This window comes from Phycicoccus jejuensis (assembly GCF_000720925.1).
GTDB classification, from domain to species: domain Bacteria; phylum Actinomycetota; class Actinomycetes; order Actinomycetales; family Dermatophilaceae; genus Phycicoccus; species Phycicoccus jejuensis.
Genome location: NZ_JOEE01000002.1, coordinates 240,944 through 259,667, shown reverse-complemented (window position 1 = coordinate 259,667; position 18,724 = coordinate 240,944). Strand labels below are relative to the sequence as shown.

The window sequence follows — 18,724 nt, the reverse complement described above, 5'->3', positions numbered from 1 at the left end:
CCGGCCGGTCAGGCCGGGAGGTCCGGGTTCCTGCCGAACCGCCGGATCTCGTGCGGCCAGCCGCAGGCCGCGGAGATGCGGGCGCCCCAATCCCGGGCGGCCGCGTCGTCGGGCACGTCGACGACCGCGAACCCGCCGAGGAACTCCTGCGTCTCGACGTACGGGCCGTCGGTGACGACCACCTCGTCGCCGACCGTCGGGTCGACGGAGTAGACCGGGGCGTCCTCCTCGAGGCCGCCCGCGAAGACGTAGACGCCGGCGGCGCGCATCTCGTCGACGACGGCCAGCGCGAGGGGGGCCCTCGACGCGAACCACTCGGCGGGGTGCTCCCCGACCCACTGCTGGTTGAAGTACAGGAGGTACTCGGCCATCACTCGTCCTTCCGTCACGGCGGCCCGCCCGTCGAGCCGTCCCACGTCCCGATGACGAGCGAGCCGCGCCGGGATCGACACGCTAGCGGCCCGATCCCGTGGACGGCGGCGACGGCGTCAGCGCACGGGCAGCCCGGCGGCGGCGAAGGCCCGGCGGGCGATGTCGCGCAGGACCTCCTGCTTGCGGGCGTTGTACTGCATCGCGTGCTCGCCGGCCCCGACCGCGGCGACGGACGCCTCGCGCTTGACGGCGGCGTAGCGGTCGCGGTCGTCGTCGTGCGCGCGCAGCCAGTCGCGGAAGACGCGGTCGCGCCACGGGCCGGCGCTGTCGGGCCCGAACACGTGGAGGTTGGCTGCCGGGTCGGCATGCCGCAGCAGGCGGTGGCCGTCCCACCACGGCTCGCGCACCCAGAGGACGAAGCCGGCCGTCTCCAGCGCGGGGACGTAGTGCTCCTCGTCGTCGGGGTCCGCGACGACGAGGTCGAGGTCGATGACGGGCTTGGCGGGCAGGCCGGGGACCGATGTCGAGCCGATGTGGTCCAGCTGCAGGACCCGGGGCCCGAGCGCGTCACGGACGAGGGCGTCGAGCCGCTCGAACGACGCCGGCCAGGCCGGATCCGGGTCGACGACGGCGACCATCGGGGACGGCCCTCCGGCGACCCACGGGGAGGCGCCGGGGGGCGGGGTGTCGTCGGGGAAGGACGCGATCTCCTCGGCGGTGGCCACCGCCGCACCCTAGTCCGGTGGGCCGAGGTCGGCTCCCCCTCGCGGGGGAGGCCGCACACCGCGGCCCCGACCTAGGCTGGTCGCCATGCCCAGCCCCGTGCGCCCCGCGCAGCCCGCGCGACCCCTCCTCGCCCGCGTCGCCGGGTGGTTCGGGGCCGACGAGACGTGGCAGCGGCCGCGACCGCCCGTCGGCCGCGCCGACGTCGCCTGGGCGGTCGCCATCGGGGTCTTCGGCCTCGTCGCGCTCGAGCTCGTCCGCAGCGTCGGCGTGCTCCGTGAGACCGGCGCCCCGTGGTGGGTGCAGTGGCTCGCCGTCGCCACCGGCGCCGGGCTGCTCGTCGGCCGGCGGCGCTGGCCGGTCACCGTCGCCGCGCTCGCCGCCGTCCACATGATCGTCGTCGGCGTGACGATGCCGATGGTCATGGGCCAGTTCACGATGCAGGTCATCTACTTCGTCGCCCTCATGTCGGGGGTGGCGTGGGCGCGCGACCGGCGCTGGATGCTCGTCGTCGTCGGGGTCATCGTCGTCGTGATGTTCACGTGGATCGCGCTGCAGTTCGCCCTCGGCAACGCGGCGCAGGACTACGTCGACGAGGCCACCGCGGGCGAGCGCTACGGGGTCCTCGGGCAGATCCCCGCGGCGGTCCTGCTCACCCTCGTCATCAACGTCGTGTACTTCGGCGGGGCGGTCGTCATCGGCCAGCTGCAGTGGCGCTCGGCGCGCGACCGCGCGGTGCTCGAGCGGCAGGCGGCCACCATCACGGCCCAGACCGAGGCGCTGCGCCAGCGCGCCGTCACCGAGGAGCGGCTGCGCATCGCGCGCGAGCTGCACGACGTCGTCGCCCACCACGTGTCGGTCATCGGCATCCAGGCCGCGGCCGCCCGGCGGGTCATGGACCGCGACCCGGAGGCCACGCGGACGGCGCTCGCCGGCATCGAGGGGTCCTCGCGGGAGGCGGTGACGTCGATGCGTGGCCTCCTCGGCACGCTGCGCGAGGTCGAGCGGCCGGGCGCCGCGTCGGACGCCGCGGCCCCCGGGCGCGCTCCCCAGCCGGGCCTCGCCCAGCTGCCCGACCTCGTCGCGGCCTGCACGACCCCGGGTCGCCGCGTGGCGCTCGACGTCGTCGAGGCCCGGCCCGGGGCCGCGTCCCGGCTCGGCACGCCGCTGGCCCACTCCATCCACCGCACGGTGCAGGAGGCGCTGACCAACGTCGAGAAGCACTCGACGGCCACGCGCGTCTCGGTCGTCGTCCGGCTCGACGACGTCGCGGGGTTCGCCGAGGTCGAGGTCGTCGACGACGGCCGCCCGCGCGCCGGCACCTCCGGCAGCGGCCTCGGTCAGCTCGGCATCCGCGAGCGGACGGCCTCGCACCGCGGCACCGTCGAGATCGGCCCGCGGCCGACGGGCGGCTACCGGGTCCGGGCCCGCTACCCGTGGCGCGAGACGGCGCCGGGCGTCCCCGACAGCCCGGACGGCCTGCCCGACGCCGAGGTGGTGGAGCAGTGAGCGGCGAGGCCGGCCCGACGGACGCGACCGACGCCGCCGCACCGCTGCGGGTGCTCCTCGTCGACGACCACGCGATGGTCCGCTCGGGCTTCACGATGATGCTCTCGGTCGAGGACGACCTCGAGGTCGTCGGCCAGGCCGCGAACGGGGCCGAGGCCGTCGTCGTCGCCCGCGAGACCAGGCCCGACGTCGTCCTCATGGACGTGCAGATGCCCGTGCTCGACGGCATCGAGGCGACGCGGCGGATCGTCGCCGAGGACCTCGGCCGGGTCGTCGTCCTCACGACGTTCGACCGCGACGACTACCTCTTCGACGCGCTCGACGCCGGGGCCAGCGGCTTCCTCCTCAAGAACGCCGAGCCCGAGCAGCTCGTCGAGGCCGTGCGCGTCGTCGGCTCCGGCTCGGGCATCCTCGCGCCGGAGGTGACGCGCCGGGTCATCGAGCGGATGACGAGCGAGCGCCCGGCCCCGCGCCGCCCCGACCCGCCGGGCCTGGACCGGCTGACCGAGCGCGAGCGCGAGGTGCTCGTCCTCGTCGGGCGCGGCCTGTCGAACGGCGAGATCGCGCGCACGCTCTTCCTCGGGGAGGCGACGGTCAAGACGCACGTGTCGAACTGCCTCGCCAAGCTCCAGCTGCGCGACCGGGTGCAGGCCGTCGTCCTCGCGCACGAGGCGGGCCTCATCACCCCGGCGGAGGGCTGAACCCACCCACGGGGGGATCCGCCGACGGCCGCGGACGCCTAGCGTCGGAGGCATGTTGGAGATCAAGGGACTCACCCGGCGCTTCGGTGACACGACCGCCGTCGACGGCGTCAGCTTCGACGTCCGCGACGGCATCCTCACCGGCTTCGTCGGCGGCAACGGGGCGGGCAAGACGACGACCATGCGGATGGTCATGGGCGTCCTCGGCATCGACGGGGGGGAGGTGCGCTGGCGCGGCCGCCCGGTGACCGCGCAGGACCAGCGGCGCTTCGGCTACATGCCGGAGGAGCGGGGCCTCTACCCCAAGCAGCGCGTCCTCGACCAGCTCGTCTACCTCGCCCAGCTCAAGGGGATGGAGGCCGCGGTGGCGCGCGGTGCGGCGCAGGAGCACCTCGAGCGGTTCGGGCTCGACGGCCGTGCGGGCGACCGGCTCCAGGAGCTGAGCCTCGGCAACCAGCAGAAGGTGCAGGTCGTCGCCGCGCTGCTCCACCGGCCGACGGCGCTCATCCTCGACGAGCCGTTCTCCGGCCTCGACCCGACGGCCGTCGACTCGATGGCCGACATGCTGCGCGAGCACGCGAGCACCGGTGTGCCGGTGCTGTTCTCGAGCCACCAGCTCGACCTCGTCGAGCGCCTCTGCGACCGCCTCGTCATCCTCTCGCGGGGGCGCGTCGTCGCCTCGGGGGGCGCCGACGAGCTGCGCTCGCGCGGTCCCGTCCGCTACCGACTGAGCCTCGACCGCGACGCCGGCTGGGTGCGCGAGGTGCGCGGCATCCACGTCGTCGACGTCGACGGCCGCACCGCCCTCGTCGAGGTCCTCGAGGAGGGCGCCGAGCAGGCCGTGCTGCGCGAGGCCGCCGGGCGCGGCGCCGTGCACGAGTTCGCCCCCGTCCGACCGGCCCTGGCCGACATCTACCGAGAGGTGGCCGCCTGATGACCACGACGCTGACGCCCCCGCAGACCTCCGTCACCGACGAGCCGGTCGCCGGCCGCGCGGCGTGGACGCTCGTCGCCCGCCGCGAGGTCGTCGTCAAGCTGACCGACCGCGCGTTCGTCATCGGCACCGTCGTGACCCTCGTGCTCATCGCCGCGTTCATGGGCTGGCAGGCCTGGAGCGCCGAGCGCACGAGCACCTACACGGTCGCCGCGACGAGCGCCGACCGGGCGATGGCCGACCGGCTCGCGTCGTCCGCGACCGGCATCGACGACAAGGTGGAGGTGGGCGTCGACCCCGTGGCCGACGACGCCGCCGCCCGCGCGCTCGTGACGTCCGGTGACGCCGACGCCTGGCTGCACCGCGTCGACGGCGGGTGGGTGCTGACCTCCGACACCGAGTCGCAGGACGACCTGACCCGGGTCACGCAGGAGGTCGTCCGGCAGGCGACGCTCGAGCAGCAGGCCGGCGAGCTCGGGACGAGCGTCGAGCGGCTCGAGGCCGGCAGCCGGGTGACGACCTCGCTGCTCACCGGCGACGCCGAGAAGGCCGGCCTCGCGCAGGGCGTGGCGTTCGCGTTCGCCTTCCTCTTCTACATCGCGACGCTGACCTTCGGCATCACGCTGGCCAACAGCGTCGTCGAGGAGAAGCAGTCGCGCATCGTCGAGATCATCGCGACCTCGATCCCGGTGCGGCAGCTGCTCATCGGCAAGATCGTCGGCAACAGCGTGTTGGCCATCGCCCAGATGGTGCTCTACGCGGGGGTCGGGCTCGTCGGGCTGTCGCTCACGCCGTACGCGTCCCTCGTGACGGCGGTCAGCGGGCCGGTCGTGTGGTTCCTCGTGTTCTTCGTCGCCGGCTTCGTCGCCCTCGCCGCGCTGTGGGCCGTCGCCGGGGCCCTCGCCTCGCGGACCGAGGAGGTCCAGAGCACCGCGACCCCGCTGACGATGCTCGTCATGGCGGTGTTCTTCGGGTCGCTCTTCCTCGACGGGACGGCGAAGGTCGTCGCCTCGTACGTGCCGCCGTTCTCGGCCGTGCTCATGCCGACGCGGGTCCTCGAGGGGACCGCGCAGTGGTGGGAGGCCGTCGTCGCCCTCGCCGTGCTCGTGGCCGCGGCGGTGCTCGTCCTCCGAGTGGCCGAGCGCCTCTACCGGCGGGCGCTGCTCCAGACGAGCGGCAAGCTCTCGATGAAGCAGGCCTGGGTGGCCCCCGAGTAGGCGCCCCACCCGTCGAGTGAACAGAACACGCCGTCCGTGGTCCGCCGCGCACGGCGTGTTCTGTTCACTCGACGGGGTTACTGCCGGGGGAGGGGCGCCTGCGCGGTCCCGATGGCGGGGGAGGTTGACGGCGGCACAGCGAGTGACGCTAAGGTGAGGCTCACCTAAGTAAGGCAAGCCTCACCCCGACTGGAGTCCATCGTGCCCTCGCGTCGCCGGCTGCTCACCGCCGCCCCTCTCGCCGCAGCCGCCCTCGTCCTCGCCGCCTGCTCGACCGGCCCGACCGGGGCCTCGACCCCGAGCGCGTCGACCGCCGCCACCGCCGACGCGGCCGCCTTCCCCGTGACGATCGAGCACGCCTACGGCTCGACGACGGTGACCCGGGCACCCACGCGCATCGCGACCGTCGGATGGGCCGACGCCGACACCCTCGCCGCGCTCGGCATCGTCCCGGTCGGCGCCCCGAAGATCACGTGGGGAGGCAACGACGCCGGCTCGACCGACTGGTTCGACGAGCAGGTCGAGGAGATCGGCGCCGACACCTCCGGGATGGCCCGCTACGACGACTCCGCCGGCATCCCGTTCGACGACATCGCGGCCACCACCCCGGACCTCATCCTCGGCCTCAGCTCCGGTGTGTCGCAGGAGGACTACGACAAGCTCTCGAAGATCGCCCCGACCGTGCCCTGGACCGAGAAGGCGTGGGGGACCCCGTGGCAGGACCAGGTGGCGGCGATCGGTCAGGCGGTCGGCAAGCCGTCGGAGGCGGCCGCGCTGACCGCGAGCACCGAGAAGACCATCGCCGACGCCGTCGCCGCCAACCCGGAGATCAAGGGCAAGACCGCCGCCTGGGCCTGGTTCACGCCCACCGACCTCAGCACGATCGGCCTGTACACGACCTCCGACCTGCGCCCGCAGATGCTGCGCGAGTTCGGGTTCGCCGACTCCCCGACCGTCGCCGAGCTGAGCGCGAAGGACCCGTCCGCGTTCACCGCCAACCTCAGCGCCGAGAAGGCGTCGAGCCTGCAGGCCGACGTCGTCGTCTTCTACGCCGAGCAGGGCGCCGGCGCCGAGGAGCTGCGCAAGAACGCGCTCATCGGCCGCATCCCGGCGCTCGAGGACGGCCACTACGTGGCGAGCGCCGACAACGAGGTCGCCCTGTCGATGTCGCTGCCCAGCCCGCTGTCGGTCCGCACGGCCGTCGAGGACTTCCTGCCCAAGCTCGTCTCCGCGGTCAAGGGCGAGCCGTCCGCGTGACCACCACCGCCGCGCCGCCGACCCGGCCCGCCCCCGCAGGGGGGTCGCGGGGCGGGTCGGCACGCGTCGCGCTCCCGTGGGCCCTGGCGGGGTCGGCGCTCGTCGTCCTCGCGGCGGTCGCGGCCTCGCTCCTCCTCGGGGTGCAGCACCTCGCGCCCGGTGCCGTCCTCGACGCACTGACGGGGGGTGGCGCCGATCCCGAGACGGCTGCGATCGTCTCCTCCCGCGTCTCCCGCACCGTCATCGGCCTCGTCGTCGGCGCGGCCGTGGCGCTGTCGGGAGTCGTCCTCCAGGGCCTGAGCCGCAACCCGATCGCCGAGCCCGGCATCCTCGGCCTCAACTCCGGGGCCGCGCTGGCGGTCGTCCTCGGCATCCGCTTCCTCGGGCTCGACTCCGTCGGCGGCTACGTCGTCGCCGCGATCGTCGGCACCCTCGCCGTCGCCGTGCTCGTGCAGTCGCTCACGCTCATGGCGCCACGGGCCAGGGCCCCGGTCTCGATGGCGCTCGCCGGTGCGGCGGTGATGGCCCTGGCGCAGAGCCTCATCGGTGCTGTGCTCGTCACCGACCGCGGCTCGCTCGACAGCTTCCGGTTCTGGCAGGTGGGTTCGGTCGCCGGCCGGGACGCCGGCCAGGTCCTCGACGTCCTGCCGTTCCTCCTCGTCGGCGCCGCGCTCGCCCTGACCTCGGGGCCGACCCTCGACGCGGTCGCGCTCGGCGACGACCTCGCCCGCGGCCTCGGCCAGAACGTCGTGCTGCACCGCGGGCTCGCCGCGGCCGGCGCGGTGCTGCTGGCCGCCACCGCCACGGCCCTCGCCGGACCGATCGCCTTCGTCGGGCTGGTCGTGCCGCACCTGGTGCGCGTCCTCGTCGGGGTCGGGCACCGTCGCGTCCTCCTCGTCTCGGCCCTGCTCGGCCCGGCCTTCGTCGTCCTCGCCGACGTCGTGGGGCGCCTCGTGGCCCCGCCGTCGGAGGTGCAGGTCGGCATCGTCTGCGCGGTGCTCGGCGCGCCCGTCCTCGTCCTCGTCGTCCGCCGCGTCAAGGGGATCTGATGTCGACCGCCCTGCGTGAGAGCGAGGTCCGCGACTCCTCCGCGACCGCCGACGCCCTGGCCCGGGCACGGCGCGGCCCGCGGCGTCGTCGCCGCCTCGTGGTGGGTGTCCTCCTGCTGCTCGTCGTCGCCCTCGTCCTCGTCCGCGCGCTGCTCGGCGACTACCGCGTGTCGTTCGTCGACGCCGTGCGCATCATCGGCGGCGAGCAGGTCCCCGGGGCGTCCTTCGTCCTCCTCGAGTCCACATTGCCCCGCGCCCTCATGGCGGTGCTCGCCGGCGCCGCCTTCGGGGCCGCCGGGGCCGCGTTCCAGACGATGCTGCGCAACCCGCTGGCCAGCCCGGACGTCCTCGGCATCACCCTCGGTGCCAGCGCGGGCGCGGTGCTCGTCGTCGTCGCCTTCGGGGTGCGGGGCACCCCCGTCACGCTCGCGGCCCTCGCCGGGTCGGTCCTCGCGGCGGTGCTCATCCTGTCCCAGGCCGGGGGGCGCGGCGGGGCCACCGGCCGGATGGTCCTCGTCGGCGTCGCCCTCGCGGCGGGCCTGTCGGCGCTCGTGCACTGGCTGCTCGTGCGGGCCAGCATCTACCAGGCGCAGGACGCCCTGGTCTGGCTCAGCGGCAGCCTCAACACCGTCACGTGGACCGACATCCTGCGCCTGCTCGCCGTCGACGCCGTGCTCCTGCCCCTGCTGCTCGTCGCCACCGGGCGGCTGCCGGTGCTCGGGCTCGGCGACGACCTCGCCGCGGCCCTCGGGGTGCGCGTCGCCCGCCTGCGCGTCGGCGTCACCGTCCTCGTCGTCGGTCTCGTGGCGGCGGCCACGGCGGTCGTCGGGCCGGTCGCGTTCGTCGGGTTCCTCAGCGGCCCGATCGCCCGCCGGCTCGTCCCCGGTCGGCCGTCCGTCGGCGTCGCCGCCCTCGTCGGCGCCGTCGTCGTCGTCGCGGCCGACTACGCCGCCGCCTACGCCGTGCCGGGCACCGCGCTCCCGGTCGGCCTGGTCACCGGTCTGCTCGGTGCCCCCGTCCTGCTCTGGATGCTCCGCTCCCGTCCCACGTCCCAGGAGGGCCGATGACCGTGACCGAGACCGCACCCCGCGTGCCCCAGCACCCGGCGGAGGCGCCGGCCGGATCCCGCCTCGCCGCCCGCGACCTGCGGCTGGCCTACGACGACCGGGTGGTCGTCGACGGCGTGACCCTCGTCGTGCCGACCGGCCGGACGACGGCCGTCGTCGGCCCGAACGGCTGCGGCAAGTCGACGCTCCTGCGCGGGCTCGGCCGCCTGCTGCGGCCGCGCGGCGGCCAGGTGCTCCTCGACGGCGACGAGATCGGGTCGCTGCCGACGCGCGAGGTCGCGCGCCGGCTCGGGCTGCTGCCGCAGCAGCCGATCGTCCCCGAGGGGGTCAGCGTTCTCGAGCTCGTCGAGCGCGGACGGCATCCGCACCACGGGCTCTTCCGCACCTGGGGTCGCGACGACGAGGTCGCGGTGGCCGACGCCCTCGAGCGCACCGACCTCGTGCACCTCGCCGGCGTGCCCGTCGACAGCCTGAGCGGCGGTCAGCGGCAGCGGGTCTGGCTCGCGATGGTGCTCGCCCAGCGCACGCCGGTGCTCCTCCTCGACGAGCCCACGTCCTTCCTCGACATCGCCCACCAGCTCGACGTCCTCGACCTCGTGCGCCGCCTGTGCGACGACGACGGCACGACCGTCGTCATGGTGCTGCACGACCTCGCGATGGCCGCGCGCTACGCCGACCACCTCGTCGCGATGCGCGACGGCCGGGTCGTCGCCGAGGGCACGCCGCACGAGGTCGTGACCCCCGAGGTCGTCGAGGCCGTCTTCGGGGTGTCCGCGCGGGTCATCGAGGACCCCGAGACCGGGACGCCGGTGGTCCTGCCGCGCCGGAGGGTGTTGTGAGCGCAGTGGCCCGCGAGCGCCGCGCCGACGCCTCGACCGGCATCGTGCGCGCCGACTTCCCGCAGTACGCGGCGACCGTCGCCGAGGTGCACGACCTCGGGGCCGGGATGCGCCGGCTCGTCTGCGAGGCACCGGGACTGCGCGACTTCGTGCCGTGCGGGCCGGACGAGTACGTCGGCCTGCTCATGCCGCCGGCGGGCGCCCCGCTCGTCCTGCCCGACCCCGAGCCGGTCAACGTGCGCGCGACGGTGGCCGCGCTGCCGCCCGCCTGGCGGCCGGCGCTGCGCTGGTACACGGTCCGCGAGCACGACCCCGTCCGCGGGCGGGTCGACATCGACGTCGTGACGCACGGCGACAGCGGCCCCGGCTCGACGTGGGTCTCGCGCGCCCGACCCGGCGACGCCGTCGGCATCCGGGCGAGCGGGGCGCTGTACCGCGGGTTCGAGGCCGGCGGCCGTCAGGTTCTCGTCGCCGACGAGACCGCGGTGCCGTCGGTCGCGGCGATCCTCGACGCGTGGGGCGGCGCCGACGACGCCCGCGACCACGGGGTCGAGGTGCACGTCGAGGTCGCCGACCCGCGGGTGCTCGACGCCTACGACCTCGGCGACGCCCGTGTCCACGTGCGCCGGGGTCGCCCCGGGAGCGCCGTGCTGCCGGCCCTCGACGCCGAGCTCGCCCGGCGCCCCGGCCCGGTCGCCTACGGCTGGGCGTGCGGCGAGGCCTCGCTCGCCGCCGGCGCCCGGCGCGTCCTCGTCCGTCACGGCACCGACCGGCGCGGCGTCTTCTTCTGCGCCTACTGGAAGGTCGGCCGCCCCCGCCCCTGACGCAAAGCCCGGCACGTGCGGGGTTGTCGCTGTCGGAACAGGGCCGCGGGCTCGGGAAGTCCGCACGTGCGGGGTTGTCGCGGTCGGGATCGGCCGGCGGGCTCGACAAGCCCGCACGTGCGGGGTTGTCGCGGTCGGGATCGGCCGCGGACTCGACAAGCCCGCACGTGCGGGGTCGCCGCGGTCGGGATCGGCCGGCGGGCTCGACAAGCCCGCACGTGCGGGGTTGTCGCTGTCGGAACAGGGCCCCGGGGTCGTCGCCGGTCCGTGACGCGGACACCCGGCGTTCACCCCGCCTCGGTAGCGTGGGCAGCGATGAGAACTCCACACCTCGTGTGCCTCGACATCGACGGCACGACGGTCGACCACGACGGCCGCCTCCACGACCCCGTCCGCAGCGCCGTGCGCGCCGTCCTCGACGCCGGCCACCACGTGACGATGGCCACCGGCCGCGGCGTCCTCGGCACGCTGCCGGTCCTCGACCAGCTCGGCCTCGTCGACGGGTACGCCGTCTGCGCCAACGGCGCGATCACCCTGCGCCTCGACCCCGCGCTCCCCGACGGCTACGAGGTCCTCGAGGCGGTGACCTTCGACCCCGCCCCCGCCCTGCGCGTCCTGCGCGAGGAGTTCCCCAGCGCGCTCGTCGCGGTCGAGGAGCTCGGCGTCGGCTTCAAGGTCTCCGCCCCGTTCCCCGACGGCGAGCTCGACGGCACGCCCCAGGTCGTCCCCTTCGAGGAGCTGATGGCCCACCCGGTGACGCGCCTGACCATCCGCGACCCCGAGAGCTCGAGCGAGGAGTTCCTCGCCGGCACCGAGCGCATCGGCCTGCACGGCGTCGAGTACGCCGTCGGCTGGAGCGCCTGGCTCGACATCACACCGGAGGGCGTGTCCAAGGCTGCCGCGCTCGAGGTGGTCCGGCGCCGCCTCGGCGTCGAGCCCGGCGCCACCGTGGCCGTCGGCGACCAGCGCAACGACCTCGAGATGCTGCGCTGGGCGGCCCGCGGGGTCGCGATGGACAACGCGCCCGACGAGGTCAAGGAGGCGGCCGACGAGGTGACCGGCCACGTCGACGAGCACGGCCTCGTCACGGTCCTCGACTCGCTCCGCTGACATCCGCGGGGGCGGATCTCGACGCCACCTCCCCGGGGGTGGCAGGGTGTCCTGCCATGAGCAGCGCCGACGTCTCCCGTGTCACCCGTGAGGCCAACGAGAGTCCTGTCGTCGAGTGGGGCGCACGGGTCGGGTACGCCGTCCTCGGGGTGCTGCACCTCGTCATCGCCTACCTGGCCGTCAAGATCGCCTGGGGCATCGGCAGCTCCGGCTCGCAGAGCGCGGACCAGTCCGGGGCCCTCTCGACGGTCGCCGGCTCCACGACCGGACCGTTCCTCCTCTGGGTCGCCGTCGTCGGCTTCGCCCTCCTCGGGCTCTGGAACCTCACCGAGGGCGCCATCAGCCACAGCGAGGCGACCGACCGGCTCAAGCTCGCCGCCAAGGGCGTCATGTACCTGTTCTTCGCGTGGACGGCGTTCAAGGTCGTCGCGCTCGGCACGGAGGGCTCGAGCGAGAAGGACACCGAGGACGCCACCCAGGCGCTCATGGGCAGCCCCGCCGGGCAGGTCCTCGTCGGGGCGCTCGGGCTCGTCGTCCTCGGCATCGCCGGGTACCACGTCTACAAGGGCTGGAAGAAGAAGTTCCTCGGCGACCTCACCGAGCACCCCGGGGACTGGGCGGTCCAGGCCGGCAGGGCGGGCTACGTCGCGAAGGGCGTGGCGCTCGTCGTCGTCGGCGTGTTCTTCCTCGTCGCGGCGGTGCAGCACGACGCCGACAAGGCGCAGGGTCTCGACGGGGCGCTCAAGTCGCTCAAGGACATGGCCGGTGGGCCGGTGGTCCTCACCGTCGTCGCACTCGGCATCGCCGCGTACGGCGTCTACTCCTTCGCCCGCGCGCGCTACGCGCGGCTCTGAGCCGCCCGGTCGCCCGACCCGTCCGTCGACGCGCCGGTGTCCCGGCGCAGGTAGCCCCACGCCAGCAGCGCGCACGCGATGCCGTTGGCCAGCCCGACGACGATGTCGGTCACGTGGTGCGCGCCCCGGTAGAGGCGCGCGAACGACACCGCGAGCGGCACGAGGACGCACACCGCGATGACCGCCCGGCGCACGGCGAGGTTCGGGATGCGGGTGGCCATGAGGACGAACGAGACGTACAGCGCGGTCGACGCGCCGACGTGACCGCTCGGGTAGCTCGACGTCGGCGGCGTGGGGTCGAGGCGCTCGACCGTGGGGCGGGGTCGCCCGACGACGGCCGTCGCGATGACGAAGATCGTCGCCTGCAGCGAGATCGCGAGCAGCGGGACGACGGCGAACCACCACTGCCGGGTGCGCCAGAGGACGACGAGGGCCACGAGCACGGCGACGGCGATGACGTACTCGGTGTTGCCGATCATCGACATGACGTTGGTGATGCTCTCGCCGAGCGGGGTGCGCCGGTCCTGGAACCAGCGGCTCACCGCGTTCTCGGCCTCGAAGCCGCGCAGCGGGCCCATGATGACCAGCCCGATGGCGACGATGACGGCGAAGACGCCGACGCCGGGGAGGACGGCGCGGACGGCCGCGTCGCGCAGGGCCGAGCCGAACGAGGGGCGGGACGTGTCGTCGTCCCAGCGGGTGAGGAAGGACATCAGGACTCCTGGCGAGAGGCGGAACGGTCGGAGGCGACGTCGGTGTCGGCCGGGTGGCGCGTGGTGTCGGGGTCGCGGGCGTCGTCGGGGTCGCGCGGGTTCCAGCCGGTGTAGCCCGCGTAGGAGGCGAGGACGAGGCCGGTGCCGGTGAGGACGCCGACGGTCACGTCGCTCGGGTAGTGGACGCCGAGGAACATCCGGTCCAGCGCCGTGACGACGACGACGGCCGCGCCGAGGACGACGGCGACCGTCCGGGAGGCGCGGGTCCTCAGCAGCGGCCACACCAGGATGAGCAGGACCGACACCCACGCCGCCGAGTTGAGGGCGTGCCCCGACGGGAAGGAGTACCCCGGTGCCTCGGAGACCGGGTCCTCGACGACGGGCCGGGCGCGCTGGAAGACGTACTTGGCGACGAGGCCGACGAACCACGAGAGCATGAGCGTCGCGAACGCCCACCAGGCCCGCGTCCGCATCCCCTTGCGCAGCCAGACCCAGAGGCAGACGAGGGTGCCGACGACGTGCAGGTTGACGGGCTGGCTCACGGCCTGCCACACGATGAACGCCTCGCGCAGACCCGGGTGGGCGCGGGTGACGTCGGTGAGGTGCCGGATGACGTCGTCGTCGAGGCTGATGAGCGGGTCCCAGCGGCTGCGGACGAGGAACCCGACCCCGAAGAGCACGAGCCCGGTGACCAGCGCGTAGAGGGCGGCCCGCCCGAGGCGGCGGGTGCGCGTGCGGGACGGGGCCGCCTCGTCGGTGCTGGTCATCCGGCATGTCTACCGCACCCGGGGCGGGCCGCGGTGGGCGCGGGCCCCTCCGCCGCGTGGGATGCTGGGCGCGCCATGGCCGAGCTCCACGTCACCTCCGCGACCAACCCGCGCCTCAAGGCCGTCGCCGCGCTCCGGCGCCGCCGGGCCCGCGAGGCCGAGGGGCTGACCGTCGTCGACGGCTACGACGAGCTGCTGCTCGCCGTCGACGCCGGGGTGCGGCCGCGCACGCTGCTCTACTGCCCCGAGCTGATGCTCGACGCCGACGCGCAGCTGGGGCTCGTCGAACGGGTCCGCGACCTCGGGGCGAGCACGATCCGCTGCGGGCGCACGGCCTTCGAGAAGGTGGCCTACCGCGAGGGGCCCGACGGCTTCATCGCCGTCGTCCCGGTCGCCGGCACGCCGCTGCGGGCGCTCGACCTGCCCGAGAACCCGCTCGTCGTCGTCCTCGAGGGCCTCGAGAAGCCGGGCAACCTCGGCTCGGTCCTGCGCAGCGCCGACGCCGCCGGGGTCGCGGCGGTCGTCGCGGCCGACCCCGTCACCGACTGGGGCAACCCCAACGTCGTGCGCGCGAGCAAGGGCACGGTCTTTTCGGTGCCGGTCGCCTCCGCCCCGCTGCCCGAGGTGCTCGCCTGGCTCGCCGACCGGGGCATCCGGCTCGTCGCGACGACCCCCGACACCGAGATGCTCCACACCGACTGCGACCTGACCGGCGGGGTCGCCGTGGCCGTCGGCACCGAGAAGACGGGCCTGACCGACGCGGCGCTCGCGGCCGCCGACGCGCGCGTGCGCATCCCGATGGCGGGGACGGTCAACTCGCTCAACGCCGGCGTCTCCGCCGCGGTCGTGCTCTACGAGGCGGTGCGTCAGCGCCAGGGCTGAGTCGCCGTTCGGCCGTCGCCGCGACGGCGGAACGGCCCGACGTCGCCGTCGGGTCGTGACCGGGGCCCGCCCGCGAACCTAGGGTCGGCAGGGCGGGGACCCCTCTGGAAGGTGGACCGACATGGACCGGGACCGGATGTGCGAGATCGTCGACGGCGTGCGCGCGCGAGGTGGCGGTGACGTCGACCGGATGGCGGTCGAGCTGTTCGACACCCTCTGTGGGCTGGGCGCCGACGAGGTCGTCGCCTTCCATCGCGAGTGCGGGCGCCAGCACCGGCGGATGTTCGTCCACCCGCTCTGGTGCGCGGGCGACTTCGCCATCGGCCCGCTGGGCGACGACCTCTTCGCGGACCTGCGCACGCACCTGCTCTTCCGCGGTCTCGAGGTCGTCGACGAGGTGCTCGCGGACCTTGACGCCCTCGCCGGGTACCTGCCGGCCGACCTCGACGAGGTCTGCCTCGCGCACGAGCTCGCGGCCGCGGCGCCCGACGCGTACCAGTACCTCACCGGGGTCGACCTCTACGAGGCGTACCCCCGGCTCGCCGCGTCCGACCTGCCCGACGGGCACCCCCTCGGCGCCGTCCTCGACCCGGTGCGGTACGCGGAGGTGCTGCCCCGGCTGGCCCGCTGGCGGCGTCGGCGGACACCGTCGGGCTCCCGGCGGCACGGTGGCTTCTGAGCCACCGCGGCCGCGGCGTCGCCCGCGGTGGTCCCACGACGGGATGGGGCTGCTGTGGCCGGTGGGACGTCCGAGCCGGTACCCTCCGACCCCGGTCAAGAGCACCCTCGCGCGTGTGCGACCATGAACGGCATGCGAGTTGACCACGTCGTCTACGCGGCCGAGCACGATGGCGTGCACGCGACGGCCGAGCGTCTCGCGAAGCTGATCGGCGTCGAGCCGGTCGACGGGGGAGTCCACCCGCGCTTCGGGACGCGCAACGTCATCCTGCCGCTCGCCCACGAGCGGTACGTCGAGGTCGTCGAGGTCCTCGACCACCCCGCCAGCGACAAGGCGCCCTTCGGGCAGGTCGTCCGGGCGCGCTCCCAGGCCGGCGGTGGCTGGCTCGGCTGGGTCGTCCGCGTCGACGACATCGCCGAGCAGGAGCAGCGCCTCGGCCGCGAGGCCGTCAACGGCAACCGGCACCGCCCCGACGGGGTCGAGCTGCGCTGGCGCCAGCTCGGGGTCAAGGGCCTGCAGGCCGACCCCCAGCTCCCCTTCTTCATCACGTGGGAGGAGGGCACGCCGCACCCCTCCGAGGACGCCGACACCGAGGTGACCATCGAGTCGCTGACGATCGCCGGTGACCCCGACCGCGTGCGCGACTGGCTCGGCCTGCCCGCCGACTACACCTCGTCGGTCATCGAGTTCTCGTTCGTGGCGCCGCACGGCACCCCCGGGCTCATGGCCGTCACGTTCGACACCCCGCAGGGCGAGGTCGTCGTCTGACGCCCCGCCCCCGCGACGACGAGGCCCCCGCCGGACCATCCGGCGGGGGCCTCGTCACGTCCTCGGGCCGACTTCTTGCGAGTTCCGCCGCTCGACACACCGCGGGGCGGCGCGTCGAGCGGCGGAACTCGCAGTCGGTGGGGAAGGACGGGTCAGCCGCGGGGGGTCCAGCGGCGCAGGCGCAGGCTGTTGGTCACGACGAGGACGCTCGAGGCGGCCATCGCGGCGCCGGCGACCATCGGGCTGAGCACCCCGGCGACGGCGAGCGGGATCGCCGCGACGTTGTAGCCGAACGCCCACCCGAGGTTCTGGCGGATGGTCCGCAGGGTCGCCCGGGAGAGGTCCATCGCGTCGACGACGGCCGGCAGCTCCGAGCGCAGGAGGACGATGTCGGCGGCGTCGGCCGCGACGTCGGTGCCGCTGCCCATCGCGATGCCGAGGTCGGCCTGCGCGAGCGCCGCCGCGTCGTTGACGCCGTCGCCGACCATCGCGACGACCCGCCCACGGCGCTGGAGGTCGGCGACCATCGCGTGCTTGTCCTCGGGCCGGACGTCGGCGACGACGCGTCCGACGGGGATGCCCACGTCGCGGGCCACGGTGAGCGCGGCCCGGTCGTGGTCGCCGGTCAGGAGGTAGCAGACCAGCCCGGACTCGTCGAGGGCGCGCACGGCCCGCCCGGAGCTGCGCCGCACGGTGTCGGCGACGGTCAACGAGGCCCGGGCCCGGCCGTCCCACCCGACCCAGACGCAGGTGCCCTCGGCGGCGGGGGTCGCGATCTCGCGCGGTACCTCGTCGAAGAGGTCGGCCCGGCCGACGACGACCTCGGTGCCCTTGATGCGAGCCCGCGCGCCCGCGCCGGGGAGCGCCTCGAAGTCGGAGGCCTCCGGGACGCCGAGTGCGCGGGAGCGGGCGGCCGCCACGACGGCCCGCGCCACCGGGTGCTCGCTGCCCTGCTCGACCGCCGCGGCGGCCCGCAGCGCCTGGTCCTTCGGCAGCCGGCCGGCGGTCGCGACGTCGACGAGCGTCATCTCGCCCGAGGTGACGGTACCGGTCTTGTCGAGGACGACGGTGTCGATGCGCCGGGTGTCCTCGAGCACCTCGGCACCCTTGATGAGGATGCCCATCCGCGCGCCGCGGCCGGTGCCGACGAGCAGGGCCGTCGGCGTCGCGAGGCCGAGTGCGCAGGGGCAGGCGATGACGAGCACCGAGATGGCGACCTCGAGCGCGCGGGCGGGGTCGCCGGACCCCAGCCACCAGCCGACGAAGGTGAGCGCCGCGACGGCGAGCACGACCGGCACGAAGACGGCCGACACGCGGTCGGCCAGGCGCTGCACCGGCGCCTTGCTCGTCTGCGCGCGCTCGACCATCCGCGTGATGCCCGCCAGCGTCGTCTCGGCGCCGACGCGCGTGGCCTCGACGACGAGGCGGCCGGTGGTGTTGACGGTGCCGCCGGTGACCTCGGCGCCCGGCGCGACGTCGACCGGCACCGACTCGCCGGTGACGAGCGAGGCGTCGACGGCGCTGCGCCCGTCGCGGACGACGCCGTCGGTGGCGACCTTCTCGCCGGGGCGGACGACGAAGCGGTCGCCGACGCCGAGCCGGTCGACGGGGATGCGCTCCTCGACGGTGGCCCCGGAGGCGGTGTCGGTGCGCAGCACCGCGACGTCCTTGGCGCCGAGGTCGAGCAGGCCGCGCAGCGCGTCGCGGGTGCGGTCGGTCGCGCGCGCCTCCATCCAGCGTCCGACGAGGAGGAAGGTCGTGACGACGGTCGCGGTCTCGAACCAGACGTGCGCGCCGTCGCCGTCCATCCCGCCGGCGCGGCCGGTCACCACGACGACGAGGGACGAGAGGTAGGCCGCGAGGACGCCGAGCGAGACGAGGGTGTCCATCGTCGAGGCGCCGTGCCGGGCGTTGAGCGCGGCGGCCCGGTGGAACGGCCAGCCGGCCCAGGCGACGACGGGGGTCGCGAGGACGAGCTGCACCCAGGGCGAGGCCGTGAAGTGCAGGCCGGGGACCATCGCGAGGACGACGACGGGGACGGTGAGGAGGGCGGCGACCTCGGCGCGTCGGCGCAGGTCGTCCTGGCGGGAGACCTGGTGGTGGGCCGTCGGCGCGACGGCGCGCTCGACCGCGGCGCCCGCGTCGACGGTGGGTGACGCAGGGGCGTCGGTGGACGCGTCGTCGGCGGTGGTGGCGTCGGCATCGGCGGCCGGGGCGTCGCCGAGCACCTCGGCGCCGTACCCGGTGCGCTGCACGGTCGCGACGATGTCGGCGACGGTCAGCGGCCCGGTCCAGCGGACGGTGGCCTTCTCGGTCGCGAGGTTGACGACGGCGTCGACCCCGTCGAGGCGGCCGAGCTTCTTCTCGATGCGCGCCGAGCACGAGGCGCAGGTCATCCCGGAGATCGCGAGGTCGACCTCGTGGACCTCGTCGGCGGGACGGTCGGTGGTCTGGGTCAT

At 74.9% G+C, this 18,724-nt stretch carries 19 protein-coding genes; 14 read left to right on the top strand and 5 right to left on the bottom strand.

Annotated features, from left to right (window positions below):
- Positions 1–8: 8 nt before the first annotated feature.
- Together IG69_RS0105165 and IG69_RS0105160 are read right to left on the bottom strand one after the other, a co-directional pair.
- On the bottom strand, positions 9–371 hold the full coding sequence (locus IG69_RS0105165) for a YciI family protein (protein WP_030527108.1): 363 nt from the start codon (positions 369–371) through the stop codon (positions 9–11).
- Between the two features lie 117 nt (positions 372–488).
- Positions 489–1,097 (bottom strand): GrpB family protein, encoded by a 609-nt coding sequence (locus IG69_RS0105160; RefSeq protein WP_030527107.1) that lies wholly within the window; start codon positions 1,095–1,097, stop codon positions 489–491.
- Positions 1,098–1,182: 85 nt separating this feature from the next.
- On the opposite strand from IG69_RS0105160, the gene IG69_RS0105155 reads away from it, so the two are divergent.
- The 11 genes from IG69_RS0105155 (at position 1,183) to IG69_RS0105105 (ending at position 12,456) form a co-directional block, all read left to right on the top strand.
- The gene (locus tag IG69_RS0105155; RefSeq protein WP_051750242.1) at positions 1,183–2,604 is read left to right on the top strand and encodes a sensor histidine kinase; all 1,422 of its coding nucleotides are present in this window, start codon (positions 1,183–1,185) and stop codon (positions 2,602–2,604) included.
- Complete coding sequence (locus IG69_RS0105150) at positions 2,601–3,305, top strand: response regulator (RefSeq protein ID WP_281174718.1); 705 nt, start codon at positions 2,601–2,603, stop codon at positions 3,303–3,305. Before IG69_RS0105155 ends, IG69_RS0105150 begins: the two co-directional genes overlap by 4 nt.
- A gap of 52 nt (positions 3,306–3,357) precedes the next feature.
- Positions 3,358–4,239 carry an ABC transporter ATP-binding protein gene (locus IG69_RS0105145; protein WP_030527104.1) on the top strand — a complete coding sequence of 294 codons (882 nt, stop codon included), beginning with the start codon at positions 3,358–3,360 and terminating at the stop codon, positions 4,237–4,239.
- A complete protein-coding gene (locus IG69_RS0105140; RefSeq protein ID WP_036829100.1) occupies positions 4,239–5,456 on the top strand; it encodes an ABC transporter permease in 1,218 nt (405 codons plus the stop codon). Before IG69_RS0105145 ends, IG69_RS0105140 begins: the two co-directional genes overlap by 1 nt.
- A gap of 201 nt (positions 5,457–5,657) precedes the next feature.
- The gene (locus tag IG69_RS0105135; RefSeq protein WP_030527102.1) at positions 5,658–6,713 is read left to right on the top strand and encodes an ABC transporter substrate-binding protein; all 1,056 of its coding nucleotides are present in this window, start codon (positions 5,658–5,660) and stop codon (positions 6,711–6,713) included.
- On the top strand, positions 6,710–7,762 hold the full coding sequence (locus IG69_RS0105130; protein ID WP_084696592.1) for a FecCD family ABC transporter permease: 1,053 nt from the start codon (positions 6,710–6,712) through the stop codon (positions 7,760–7,762). Before IG69_RS0105135 ends, IG69_RS0105130 begins: the two co-directional genes overlap by 4 nt.
- Positions 7,762–8,829, top strand: a complete 1,068-nt coding sequence (locus tag IG69_RS0105125) for a FecCD family ABC transporter permease (protein ID WP_036829094.1) — start codon at positions 7,762–7,764, stop codon at positions 8,827–8,829. Before IG69_RS0105130 ends, IG69_RS0105125 begins: the two co-directional genes overlap by 1 nt.
- Entirely contained in the window at positions 8,826–9,668 is an 843-nt protein-coding gene (locus tag IG69_RS0105120) for an ABC transporter ATP-binding protein (RefSeq protein WP_084696591.1), read from the top strand. Before IG69_RS0105125 ends, IG69_RS0105120 begins: the two co-directional genes overlap by 4 nt.
- Positions 9,665–10,492, top strand: a complete 828-nt coding sequence (locus tag IG69_RS0105115) for a siderophore-interacting protein (protein WP_157577365.1) — start codon at positions 9,665–9,667, stop codon at positions 10,490–10,492. Before IG69_RS0105120 ends, IG69_RS0105115 begins: the two co-directional genes overlap by 4 nt.
- Positions 10,493–10,807: 315 nt before the next feature.
- Positions 10,808–11,602: an HAD family hydrolase gene (locus IG69_RS0105110; RefSeq protein ID WP_030527097.1), complete on the top strand. Its 795-nt coding sequence runs from the start codon at positions 10,808–10,810 to the stop codon at positions 11,600–11,602.
- Positions 11,603–11,658: 56 nt separating this feature from the next.
- Positions 11,659–12,456, top strand: a complete 798-nt coding sequence (locus IG69_RS0105105; RefSeq protein ID WP_030527096.1) for a DUF1206 domain-containing protein — start codon at positions 11,659–11,661, stop codon at positions 12,454–12,456.
- Here IG69_RS0105105 and IG69_RS0105100 read toward each other — a convergent pair.
- Entirely contained in the window at positions 12,441–13,169 is a 729-nt protein-coding gene (locus IG69_RS0105100; protein ID WP_030527095.1) for a phosphatase PAP2 family protein, read from the bottom strand. The genes IG69_RS0105105 and IG69_RS0105100 overlap by 16 nt on opposite strands.
- Positions 13,169–13,936, bottom strand: a complete 768-nt coding sequence (locus tag IG69_RS0105095) for a phosphatase PAP2 family protein (protein ID WP_084696590.1) — start codon at positions 13,934–13,936, stop codon at positions 13,169–13,171. The genes IG69_RS0105100 and IG69_RS0105095 overlap by 1 nt, the downstream gene beginning before the upstream one ends.
- A gap of 75 nt (positions 13,937–14,011) precedes the next feature.
- Here IG69_RS0105095 and IG69_RS0105090 point away from each other — a divergent pair, with 75 nt between their 5' ends.
- The 3 genes from IG69_RS0105090 to IG69_RS0105080 all read left to right on the top strand — a co-directional run bounded on the left by IG69_RS0105090 (position 14,012) and on the right by IG69_RS0105080 (position 16,265).
- Positions 14,012–14,818 (top strand): TrmH family RNA methyltransferase, encoded by an 807-nt coding sequence (locus tag IG69_RS0105090; protein WP_030527093.1) that lies wholly within the window; start codon positions 14,012–14,014, stop codon positions 14,816–14,818.
- Positions 14,819–14,939: 121 nt separating this feature from the next.
- A complete protein-coding gene (locus tag IG69_RS20870) occupies positions 14,940–15,497 on the top strand; it encodes a DUF4240 domain-containing protein (RefSeq protein WP_030527092.1) in 558 nt (185 codons plus the stop codon).
- Positions 15,498–15,629: 132 nt separating this feature from the next.
- Positions 15,630–16,265 carry a VOC family protein gene (locus IG69_RS0105080; protein ID WP_030527091.1) on the top strand — a complete coding sequence of 212 codons (636 nt, stop codon included), beginning with the start codon at positions 15,630–15,632 and terminating at the stop codon, positions 16,263–16,265.
- A gap of 152 nt (positions 16,266–16,417) precedes the next feature.
- On the opposite strand, the gene IG69_RS0105075 is transcribed toward IG69_RS0105080, so the two are convergent.
- On the bottom strand, positions 16,418–18,724 hold the full coding sequence (locus IG69_RS0105075) for a heavy metal translocating P-type ATPase (protein WP_030527090.1): 2,307 nt from the start codon (positions 18,722–18,724) through the stop codon (positions 16,418–16,420).